General features: G+C 62.6%; 8 protein-coding genes. All 8 read right to left on the bottom strand.

From position 1 onward, the window contains the following. Positions 1-11: 11 nt before the first annotated feature. The 8 genes from EYW42_RS07490 to EYW42_RS07455 all read right to left on the bottom strand — a co-directional run bounded on the left by EYW42_RS07490 (position 12) and on the right by EYW42_RS07455 (position 10,536). Positions 12-2,207 (bottom strand): phage tail protein, encoded by a 2,196-nt coding sequence (locus EYW42_RS07490; protein ID WP_135534626.1) that lies wholly within the window; start codon positions 2,205-2,207, stop codon positions 12-14. Between the two features lie 2 nt (positions 2,208-2,209). Beyond that, positions 2,210-4,156 (bottom strand): putative baseplate assembly protein, encoded by a 1,947-nt coding sequence (locus EYW42_RS07485; RefSeq protein ID WP_135534625.1) that lies wholly within the window; start codon positions 4,154-4,156, stop codon positions 2,210-2,212. 62 nt (positions 4,157-4,218) lie between these two features. Then, positions 4,219-7,386, bottom strand: a complete 3,168-nt coding sequence (locus EYW42_RS07480) for a putative baseplate assembly protein (protein ID WP_135534624.1) — start codon at positions 7,384-7,386, stop codon at positions 4,219-4,221. Then, the gene (locus EYW42_RS07475; RefSeq protein WP_135534623.1) at positions 7,383-7,781 is read right to left on the bottom strand and encodes a GPW/gp25 family protein; all 399 of its coding nucleotides are present in this window, start codon (positions 7,779-7,781) and stop codon (positions 7,383-7,385) included. The genes EYW42_RS07480 and EYW42_RS07475 overlap by 4 nt, the downstream gene beginning before the upstream one ends. Before the next feature lie 6 nt (positions 7,782-7,787). Further along, a complete protein-coding gene (locus EYW42_RS07470; RefSeq protein ID WP_135534622.1) occupies positions 7,788-8,078 on the bottom strand; it encodes a PAAR domain-containing protein in 291 nt (96 codons plus the stop codon). A 12-nt stretch (positions 8,079-8,090) separates the two neighbouring features. Further along, positions 8,091-8,834 (bottom strand): phage baseplate assembly protein V, encoded by a 744-nt coding sequence (locus tag EYW42_RS07465; protein ID WP_135534621.1) that lies wholly within the window; start codon positions 8,832-8,834, stop codon positions 8,091-8,093. Then, the gene (locus tag EYW42_RS07460; RefSeq protein WP_135534620.1) at positions 8,831-9,859 is read right to left on the bottom strand and encodes a phage late control D family protein; all 1,029 of its coding nucleotides are present in this window, start codon (positions 9,857-9,859) and stop codon (positions 8,831-8,833) included. Before EYW42_RS07460 ends, EYW42_RS07465 begins: the two co-directional genes overlap by 4 nt. A gap of 2 nt (positions 9,860-9,861) precedes the next feature. Next, the gene (locus EYW42_RS07455; protein WP_135534619.1) at positions 9,862-10,536 is read right to left on the bottom strand and encodes a CIS tube protein; all 675 of its coding nucleotides are present in this window, start codon (positions 10,534-10,536) and stop codon (positions 9,862-9,864) included. Between the last annotated feature and the right edge of the window lie 1,055 nt (positions 10,537-11,591).

Below are 11,591 nucleotides of genomic sequence, written 5' to 3'. Positions count from 1 at the left end.
GACCACCGCCGTCAGTTCCTGGGTTCTAACACCGTTTCGCCGCCGAGCGCCGCCTCGCCGAGCGAGAACTCGCGGGACGTTAACTTGCTGTTGATCCCGAGGAACGTGCCGGATCCGAGTGTGCACTCGTTTTCCAGAAAGACGACGGCTGATCCGACGTGGGCTGGCTTCTGAGAACTCGCGAGCGCTTCCACGGCGGCGCGTTCGTCGTCGCTTCGGAGCGGGCCGCAAAAGAGCGCAAACCCGGGTCGGTCGGGGAGTTCCGAAGCGTACTGAGACCACGCTGCCTCGCGCTCGATACTCTCAAGGCTGCTGTGGTCGAGGAAGTACAATCGGTGGCCGGAGGGCGTGTCGGCGCTCCCGCAAGACGGCGTATCATGTGTCGCGGACGCGGAATCCGCAGTATCGGCAGTGCCGGCAGCGGGAGAATCGGGGTCAGTTCCGTCGGCTCGGTCCAGGCCCGTAGACTGACCCACAGGTGTCGCGTATCTGAGATACAGTTCGACTAACTCGCGGAGGCCTCGTTTCGTTCCTCGCTGCTTGTACAGTTCGGGAGCCCTGGCGAGCAGTTCCCGGCGCGCGGACTCCGGCCAGTCGACCCGTGAGTCGACAGCTAACCACCGTTCCAGCCAGGCCAGCGATTCGCTCGGAACACCCTGCGGATCGAAATACTGACCGATCCCGTCTATCTCCTCCTCGATGTCAACGAATATCCGTTCGAACACGGACAGGAACCGTTCGAGAAACTCCGTAGACTGGTCGTCTTCCTGATACAGCTCCGGGAGATACCGAAGATACGTCTGTCGGGGACAGAATGCCCTTATGGAGTCGACCCGCGGAGCTGATTCCGGAGTTCCAACGAGCTCCAGATTGACGAACAGATATCGCCCGTTTCCGTCTTCGAACAGGACATCGGTCGGGTTGAGTGAGTCCACAGTCGTCCAGTTGCCTTCCGCGTGTTCCGACAGGTTGCTCAGCGCGACACCCTGCCAGTAGCGGACGTTCCTCGGGAAGACGTCCTCGTGACGCGAAGCGACCCGAGCAGGGTCGCAGTTGATGAGTTCCCAGACGCTGGTGATCCCGTCGTCTCGAAGCATGTCGACCGTCTTCGGCGCAAGCCGAGTGATCTCGGCAGCGTCTAACTCGACGAGCGCGGGTGAGTCCGTCGCGAGATATCGAACGCGGACCTGAGTACTGGCTGACGACCGGCCGATCCCCAGCGACAACCGATGCCATTCGTTCCCCTGCGCACCGGAGTCGAATCGCTGGAACGCCGTCCCGACGTACCGGTCCCGTCTCGGATGTCGCTTGTTCAACGAGGTTTCAGTAAGCGCGTGACAGTTCTGGTCGTCGCCAAGCAGTCCATAGAACTCGTACTGATCGGTATTTTCGACGAACCGGCCGTCGAGTTCGACACAGGGGTCGTCGAAGCGGTGGCGTTCGGAAAACGATTCAGAGTCAGGATCCCACTCGTACAGCGCGCTCTCCGTTTCTCCGGCTACTGCTCCAGTAACGAAGAGGCGGCCGGCGGTGACAGAGAGAGCAACAGGCGAAACGGGGCCGTCTTCGGTTTCGAACGTCGCCCCCGGCACCGACGCGCTCTCGACCTCCTCACCCCCACGGAAAGCTCGGACGGTAGAAACACCGTTCAGGGGATCTAAGAGGTATAGTTGGCCGTCATCGGCCGCGATGTCAGTCGGGGTTCCGAGATCCCACCCAGTCGTCGAGTCGGTCGTCTTACCGCGTTCGACCGTCACGATCCCTTCCCTCTCGTCGAGAACGTAGATCGTCCCGTCAGAGTGCGCTAACCCCGCGGGCTCGGACGCCGGCGTCTCCAGTGTTCCGATAAGGCGCTGTAATCGCGGTGAAAGGACGGCGATACGGCCGTCGGTCGAATCGATGACGAAGACACGGTCCGCCGTAGCACAGACCGCGACCGGGTCGGTGAGCGTCGCTTCAGTCCGGTCCAACAACTGCTGTTCGAGTTCTGTATCTGGATCGTAGCGATAGAGCCCGCCTGACGGCCGGACAGTGTAGAGCACCCCGCTCGGATCGACGGCGTGGTCGATGGCCCGCGTTTCCAGGTCTGACTGCCGGATCGCGGTCGCCGTTTCGAGGCTTATTCCGCCGTCTCGAACGTCGACGTTGCGACCGTTCCACTCGTTCCAGTCCGTCTCGCTCGCTGTCGTGGCGTACGAGAAATCCACAATTACACACCTCCGCCACTCGGGGTGGCCATCTCAGCGAGGTCCGTGATCACTTCCTCGACGTAAAACAGCGACATCTCGTCGATCCGAACGACGCCGTCGTCGATCACCGCCCCGCCGTGCGCGGAGATATCGATGTCGCTCACCCGGTCGATCACGTCGTGGCCGGCGATCTGGTCGCGCAGTTCGGCATCGAAAAGGGGTCGGCCGAACGGCCACCCGTTGCCGTCGAAGCCGTTGAGCGGATGGACGTACTCCTCGACGGCGGCGCGGACCGCCGCCTCGTGTCCCTCGTCAGTGTACTGTGACCGAGTTCGGCCCGTGACGGTCACTTCGAGTCCGACGTACCGGGGTGCTATCACGCGAACGCGATCAGCCAGTACTTTTCGTTCGTCCAGATACCGTTTGACTGCTCGCAAAAACCCCTCACTGGGTTCGGGTTTCGGCACGTCCGGAGGCGCGTACGGGACGGCGACCACGGTGATCTGCTCGTCGGCCACGACGACGTTCGTCCGATCGACGCGAATCCCCGGCGTTCGCGACGCGATGGCGCGATAGTCGTTCGTGGTGACTGCACGATGTGGCGTCCGAAGATCCCGTCTGACGCGCTTGAGCGCTGCCTCGACCGACTCGCCGTCCGTCCCCCCGGTTGCGGGCCGGGTCGGCGACACCGTGATGTCGTCAAGTGTCCCCGCTCCGTCGAGCGAGGTCGTCCCATCTGTAAACCGCCACTGTGCGGACTGCGGGACGTTGCCTTCGTCGCCGCCTCCGTACACGTAATCGGCGACGACGGTCGCATCAGACGGCGGCACCTTGCCGTTGATCCCGTCACCGAACAGAACGCTGCCGTCGTAGCGGTCGAGGACGTACTGCTCGTCGTCGGGCCCCGATGCGTCGAAGTCTGGGACCTCCGTCCACCGCTCGCCGTCGACTGTCACCCGCGCTGAAAGGATAGGAGAGTGCTCGAAGTCGAACGTCTGTCCGTCCAACGCCGTCGGTTCGTCGAGCGTCCCGACCTGCTCTAACCGTTCGCCGCTGACTGACGCACGGTGGCTCGCGGACGCGACGTTCGTCTCGATAGCGTCGATCTGTGGCGGGATCTCGTAGCCGGGCCTCACTAGTCGACAGCGGATCCAGTGGTGTTCCGACGCCGCGTCGTCGACCGGAAGTTCGGTTCCCCGGGTCTGCTCCCTGTCGTCCGGACGGCTCAGTTCGATATGCCCGCCTTCGTAAAACGCGTTCGTACCGTCACCACGGACGTCGAGACACACCCACGCCCCGTCGCGCTTCCGTCGGTGTTCCCACGCAAGTTCGACAGACGGGTCGAACGACGGGTCGCCAGTTCGAGACGGAGCCGGGTCGGGTATATCTTCGTCGTGGTAATCGATCATCAGCGTGAGTCTGTCCGAAGCCCCGAACGGATCGGCGTCAAACCCCAGGTACAGCGTATCGCGGACCGACGGGTCGTCGCCGAACGCGCGGTAGTACATCCCGTCGGTCCGGTTCGCGTGCGAGTTGTCGGTCTGTCCCGCTTCCCCGACGGTTACGACGCGTCGGATCGCAGCTGCCGTGAGAGCGGTGTCGTGGTCAGTTTCGAAGCGGCACGTTTCCCCCGTGGTATCGGTCACCGTAAGCTTGGTTCCGGCCGGAACGCGACAGCCCGCGGTATCGCCCGGCGGGGTAAACGCCACCCGCGTCGTCGCCTGACCGGGTGGACGCGGTTTTTCGCCCATCAGCCGGAGGTACTTCTCGCGATGTTCGTCTGTGACTCTATCGAGCTGGTAGACGTACGTCTCAGTCAGCCATGCTAACACCTCTAAGATCGTTATCCCCGGGTCGTGCGGGTTGAAGTCGGTCCACTCGTCAGAGTACGCGGGGATCAGTTTCTGAGCCTCTTCCAGTATCTCCTCGTACTCCCTGTCGGCGAGTTCCGGAACGTCGAGCCCCACGGGTCACCGCCCTCCGTCGGGTGTGATCCTCGGCTGACGCCGACCCGTTCCGACTCGGCGGGTCACGGGTCTCCCTCCATGGTGACTGTTATCTCGTGGTCTCCGCTACAGACGAGTGCGTCTCTCGGGAGCGTCGGATCGCGCTGGCGGCCACTGAGCGACTGTTGGTCGCCGCTCACGTCGATCCTTGCCCCGATATCTACCACGTTCGACACGTTCTCGATGTCGTCGACAGCCGCGGCCAGTTCCTCGATACCGGGCATCGATCCGAACTCCCACCCGTCGCCCCCGTTCCCGGTCAGCGGATGCAGATACTCGTCGAGTCGTTGACTGATCGTTCCCTTGAGCTGTGAAACGCTCTTGACCTCCGACGCTCGGAGCGTCAACTCGACGGCCATCTCGGCGTAACTTGGTCCCCTGACGACGATCCGTGCGCTCTCCGATTCGACGAGCGACGCCGGCGCCCGTTTTCGCAGTGCGGTGTGGACCTGCTGTTTGAGTTCCGTTGACGGGACCGGCTTTTCTCGTTCGGCCTGCGGAACTATCAACAATGTCACCTGACCGGACGCCCGTTCGCCGCTGCTAGACAGGTTCGGATCGCATTTGACCGTCGCGAGTTCGCGGAACTCGGCTTTCGAAACCTGTTCGTAGTCGGCGGCAGTGACCGCTTTCCCCCGGTGTTTGATCTGGTTCGTCGTCCGCGAAACGAGCGCATCGATAGACTCGATGTCCGCACCCCCGTCCGCCGGTGCCGGGTTCGAAACCGATTCGACCAGCGAGATCGAACTCTTGAGGTCGGTGATCGTCCCGGTGTCTACGTTGCCGTCTCTCCCGCCACCGGTCGTGTACGTCGTCTTCAGGTTGTCCTGGCCGTTCGGTGGGATCGCTCCGCTGTTCCCATCGCCGAACGTGACGGTGCCGTTGCTCCTGTCGACGACGTAGTTCCGGTCCGACGGGCCCGAGTCCAGGAAGTCCGTCGCTTCCACCCAGCGAACCCAGAACTCCTCGGTCTCACCCCGGGGCGACGTAACGCGTTCGACGGCATCGGGGCGGGTTTCGACGAGTTCTCGCCGTTCGCCCGAAGACAGACTGGCGTACTCGTCGACCCAGACCTCTGTCTGGATGACCGGAGCGAACGCGAATTCGAACGACTGGTCGTGTGACCCGTCGCTCGATCCGAGTATCTCGTTTTCCACCGTATTCGTGTTGTAGGCCCACTGCGTGTTCGGGTAGATTCCGTCCAGAACCGGTGGCGTCGTCGACCGCTCTAATGTGCGGTCGGTTCCCTCGACCTCCGATACGACACCGCTGTTCCGCGACGGTTGGGTCGGTCGGGGCTCGCGCTCGAACTCGTCCTGCGTGATGCGTGCCCGTATCCAGTGGCGCTGTCGGCCGAACAGATCGAACGCGGTGGTCGGTTCGGGAAACGTGAACCGTACGAGTCCGCGCTCCGTCAGCCCGCCCGTCCGGTCCTGAACGTCTATCTCCGACCACTCGAATGCGTCGGGGTCGTTGCAGTACTCCCACTGAATTCCGGGGTCGAAGGCGCGCGGATACGTCGTGTCTTTCACCGGAACGAACACGGAAAGCGGCCCGTTCCGAAGTACGTCGTCGAACCCGAGATAGATCGTCTGTTCCCGGTCCGGGAGTTCGGTAAACGGCGAAAACGGATCGGAACGGTCCGCGAGATCTTCGCTGAACGACGCGTTGTCGTATCTGCGGACTGTCTCGAAGGGTTCCAGTCCCCTGTCGTAGTGGATCGACACGTTACTGAACTTCGGCGGCTCCGGGGAGTCGGTGAGCGCCCCTCGCGTACCGGCGTCGGTAACGTCGAAAGACGGCTGCCCGTAGTTCCCGCTGACAAGCCGGGCGCGGATCCACACGTCATCGTGTCCGGACACTGCGGTCGCCTCGATGTCGTCCGGAACGGGAAACCGGACGTGACCCGGGTCCGCCAGCGCGTTCGTCTCGTCGGTGATACCGTCGATCCGAGTCCAGCCGTCCCCGTTCCAGTACTCCCACGATATGTGCGGAGGGCCGCCGACGAGTCCGACACCACCTGGACCACCGTCTGCGGACCCGTCCGCACCGTCGCCCGCGTCGGACGGGCCGGCCACCTCGGGCACGTGGAACTCGATGTCGATGACTCCACCCCCTTTGGTGAACGCTTCTTCCGAGGCGACGTAGAACGTCGCCGGGGGTTGCGGAAGCCGTCCGAACGGTAGAATGTCGCCCTCGTCTTCGAGCGACAAGGGGACATCGTTCGCGAGGAGGAAATCCGGCGCAAGCCCGCCCTCTCTCGCCCCGCTTCCGACGCTCACCGCTAGCGACTGCATTTTCACCGAGAAGGGGTCCGACTCGTCGTCGACCAGCCGGCACCGAAGCCACCGACTCTCGTCACCGTCGACGGTCGTCTGTACGGTTTCGCCCCGGAGCCGAAACGTCGATTCGATCGCGTGGCCGTCGCTCCTCTCGTGCCCGGTGTCCGAGCGAGATTGCAGCAACTCCTGAAGCTCTTCGAGACTGGCGTCGTCGCCGGGGCCGTCTCCGTCCTGTGGTTGTTCGAGCCGATGCCAGCCTTCCTCGCCGGACTCGTCGTCGCCGTAGTACTCCCAGACGACCGAGTCGAGGAACACGTCGCTATCGACGTTCGTTTCGGCCGTGACTGTCACCGACGACCCGGATTCGAGGTTGAGCAGGGTATCGTGACCCATGTAGAGGACGTGTTCCTGTTCGTTCTCGCCGACGAACACCTCCGTAACGCCGTCGTCGTCCAGCAAGTCGTCGTGGTCGACGATGGCGTCGTCGGCCGGGTCGACCGCAGTCACGTCGATCAGCGTCGCCCCCGTCGCTTCGAAGCCCCGTTCCTGCGGCACTTCGAATATCTGCGTTCCCGCGTTGTCGGGGTCGGCTATCGCCTGCGTCCCACCCGGGATCGCCACGTTCCGGTCGAGATCCGTCGAGACAGAGAAGGTCAGCGGTAATCTGGCGGCCTGCGGCGGTCGTCGTTCGAAATCGAGTGCGTCGAGAAAGGCGATACGGTGTTTCTCCGGGACGTCGTTCAACCTGCGGATGATATCAGCTCCGAGATGGGAGAAGATCCGCAACAGCGTCCGCCCGTTGTCCGCCGACGTCGGGTCCCACGAATCGGTGTACATCTGGGCGATACGCTGGAGTTCTTCGTACACCTCCTCCTGGCTCCTATCGTCGATTACGGGCTCGTGACTCATCCGTCGCCCTCAGTGATGTAGAAGGGGTACACCATGTTTGACAGACTGTTCGTCGTCCGAACGCGGTACTCGATCTCTATCTGGACCCTGTTCGGGCTCTCGCTAGCGGTCCGGGCCTCGATGTCCTCGACGTCGATCCGGGGCTCCCATCGAACGAGCGCTTTCCGAACGCTGCTTTCGATCAGGTTCAGCGTGGCAGGCGTGGCCGCCGAAAAGACGTGATCGTGTATTTCACAGCCGAACTCCGGCCGCATGATACGTTCTCCTTTCGCAGTACCGAGGATGATCCGGATCGCCTCGCGGATGTCCTCATCCGTGTCCGACGTTCGGACATCTCCGCGGTGGTCAGTTTCGACCGGGAACTTCCACCCGGTTCCGAGGAAGTCCTCTGACATCGTGGCTCAGCCTATGAAGACCGTGGGACACCCGCTCGCTATCTTGTTCGGCGGGCCGTTCTCGACGACGGTGTCTCCCATCCGAGCCGCCGGCATCTTGTTGACAAACACCGTCGTACTTCCCATCGCGACTGAACCGCCGACGTGCGGAACGACACCGCTCGTGAGCGGACAGCTGTGAACGTCGGCGATGGCGCGCCAGGCGGGCTTGCCGCCGATCAGGACGTTCGAACTGGCACTGCCGGTGAGTGGCGTTCCGTGAGCGGTCTGATCGCCCAATCTGGCTGCAGGCTTCATCTATATTATCTATTAATTTAATTGTATTATAGAACCTTTAATAGTTAACGGACCGGTAGCGTCGATCCCCATTATCCCGCGACTCGACACGTTCAACTGCCCCTTGCTTGCCAGATCGAGTTGGGCTTTGCTCGAAACGGCGACGCCCTTGTTGCCCGATATCTTCACCTTCTTTCCCCCGCTGATGGAGACGGTCGGTGCCGAGATGTCGATCTCGTTTTTCGCCTCGATCGAAACGTTTCCGCTCGAAGCGTCGAGAGTGACGCTGTTGTCGTTGCTCTCGTCGCGGAGCACGATCGTCTCCGAACCGCCGGAATCATCGATGACGATTTCGTGACCCTCCCCAGTCCGTATCGTTATACTCCCGGAATCGGCGTCGTCGAACCTGAGTTGATGATCACTTCGCGACCGTACCTCCCGAACGTCGTTGCCGCCGTCGCCGTTCGTCTGTGGCGGTTTCTGCTCGCCGTTCCAGAGCGACCCGATGACGAACGGTCTGTGGATGTCGCCGTTCTGGAAGGCGACGAGCACTTCGTCGTCGACCTCCGGAAGGAAGTACGTCCCGTACCCGTCGCCCGCCATCTCGGTGGCGACTCTGGCCCAGTAGCTCTCGTCGTCGGCGTCGCGCCACGGGAACCGTAGTTTCACGCGGCCGAGGTCTTTCGGGTCCTCGTTGTCCGTGACGATACCGACGGCGACGTTGCGGGAGTCGCCGTCGTCGTCGGCGTCCCCCTCGAAAAACCCGGGACGGCTCACGTTCCCACCTCCGTGGCCTCGAACGTCGTGCGGTAGCCGGAACCGCCCATTCGGTGCGTCGCTTTCGTCACGTGGTACTCGCCGGAGAACCGCTCCCCGAGTTCCTCGAGACGGACCGTCGTCCCCGCTCGGATCTCCGGGGTACCGTCGACCTCTCCGTGGCCCTGAACAACGCCGTCGGAGAACCGGTTCAGCTTCGTTTCTGCTATGTGGTCTGCTTCGTCGCGTGACATGGCTGGTATTCGAAAGACCTCCTTGTGTTTCGCGTTCGAACTCCCCGCGGAGACGACGATTTCCTCCTTTTTCTGGACGTCCCAGGACCGAACCTCGACCGCGTGCGTCCGCTTCCGATGGGTTATCTCGGCGAAGAACTCGTGAAGCGCTTCCCCGTACCAGAGTTCGGCGACGGGTCCGTCGCTTCCGGCGTGCGAGGACAGCGGGACGAACCTGACCGAATCCCGTTCGGCGTAGAACTCGAAGCCGTAGGTCGCGGCCAGGTCCTGAATGAACCGATAGTCGCTCTGTCTGTCCTGGATCAGTTTTGCCCGCTTGACGTTCGCGCTCTCGACGTCGATCGTAGAAAACGAGTACGACGACAGCACGTCTTCGACCGCCGCTCCGACGGTGGTTTCGGACCACGATCGAGAGTCGGTCCCCTGCATGGTTTCCCAGAGCAGTCCGTACCCGTTGACCTGGACCAGCGGCCCCCTGTCCGTCGTGAACTCGGTGTCGATCGAGCGAATACTTCCGCTCAAAAGCGGCGTCAACGTGCCGTCGTCACCGTACCCCATCGCTATCTCGACGTCCGTCCCGATGCCGAAGTCATCCCAGGTCAACCCGGCGAACTCGCCCAGTTCCTCGTCGAACGGGAAGTTGAGTCCGAACGAGAACCTGTCAGCGCCGTCGAGGGTCGTTTCGACGACGAGGTCGGTGATTCGGCCGCCCGGCTCCTGGAACTTGTCGTCGCCGACGGTGACCTTGAACCGCGGGGAGTACCGCGGATGGTTGTTGATTTCGGTGCTCATTGCTACAATGGCGGGAGTTCGAGCGTCTCGCCCGTTTCGAGCGTCCGCGGGTCTTCGATGTCGTTCTGTTCAGCGATCGTGCGCCAGTGAGACGGGTCTCCGTACTCCTCGGACGCGATCAGCCAGAGCGTGTCGCCGTCGTTCACCCTCCAGACCTTGGTCTTGTCCGTCGACTCAGGAGATACCTCGGACTTGTGATAGTCCGCCGTCTTGAACTCCCTGAACACCACGTTCACCCGGGCGCGGATAGGCACGCCGCTCGGGAGGAACTTCGTGAACTGCTTGTTGGCGCTCTCGACCAGCGCCGTGAAGGCGATACCGTCGCCCCAGACGAACTGACAGACTGGCGGAGCGTGAAGCTCCCCGTCGACCGAAAGGAGCGTGTCGATGTGTTTCGTGTACTGCTCGCGGACGTCGACCTCGGATGAACTCGACGAGCTATCTGCCTGGACCCGGTCGGTCGTGTCGAAAAACAGCTCCATCGACAGCGTCTCCGCGTTGCCGTCGACGAACTGCATGATCGACGCTCCGGAGCCGGTCGCGTTCAGTTCACCGTAGTTGACGCTCTTTTCGATGGTGTACGAACTCGGGTTGAACTTACAGTCAATCGTTTCGCCCTCGTTCTTGCCGTTGAGGACGGATATCTGTGCTTTCTCGAGTTTGCCACTGTTTGCCATCTACAATCCCCGCCGTTTTCGTTCGATCCGCTGTTTTCGTTCGAGCTTCCGATAGAGCCGTTCGACTATCCGATCGACGTCCGATTCGAACTCCATCGAGCCCGTGTCTCTCGGAATATCGATACGCCGTCGCCGGTCCCGTTGAGAACGGTCGTCGGGGCGCTGATCACGTCTGCCGGAGCGCTGGTCGGAACGCGGGGGTTCAGTCGGCCGGCCCGGCGTGGACGACCCCTCACTCGGTGGAAGGTTGTCCGTCGGTGACCGGCGGTCGCTCCGATCGAACGACGATCGAAACGGACCCGATGTCGCGTCCGACTCGTCTGCAACCGACCGTTCGTCGAGGCCGCCTCTGTGGGCTGGCTGGCGACCCGTCCCACGCTGCGGTCCGGTTTTCTGCCTGGCATGGCCGGACTCCGGTCGAGAGTCGGTTCCGGTGCTTTGCACGGACTGCGCTCCTCCGGCAGCAGTCGCTGGCCGTTCGTTCCCGTCCCGCGTCTCACTGGCCGTCGCCGTGTCACGGTACGTCAGCGACGGTCGTTCAGACAGTCCGGTTGTGTGCATCCCACCTTCCACCGAGCTTCTTTGTTTCGATCCGATAGGTTTTGATTTAGTACTTTCCCTATTCGTTCCTATTGTCCTGTTCGCCCGGATCAGTGAGTCGTCTGTCTCACGAGTAGACGATAGCCCGAACCGAACAGCCGACGATGGTCTGGACTGAACTGCCGGCTGCGACCCGGACTGAACTGCCGGCTGTGTCTCTGACCCCCGTACTGGCGAACTTCCCTCCCGGGATGCCGTCAGAGCCTCACCGGTTTCAGCGGGCGAGCCGGACGCTCCGATCAGACCAGTAGCGTGGTCAGGCAGGCGTTCCCCCCGGCCGGATGCGGTCCGGTCCACTCTCGGACCGGGCGAAGTCCGCTGTTCTGGCGATGCCCGCGGTTCGGACGAAACCGGCGGGTCGGGCGAGCCCGTCGGATCCGACACTGCTTCGATGCGTCGGTCGGGGCTGTTGACCGACATCCGCGCCGAGCGGATCGGTTCGGTGGCCGGTGCCC

It is taken from the genome of Halostella pelagica (assembly GCF_004762015.1).
Lineage (GTDB): Archaea > Halobacteriota > Halobacteria > Halobacteriales > Natronoarchaeaceae > Halostella > Halostella pelagica.
The sequence above is the reverse complement of the archived record's forward strand: the minus strand, read 5'-3'. Positions and strand labels throughout refer to the sequence as shown.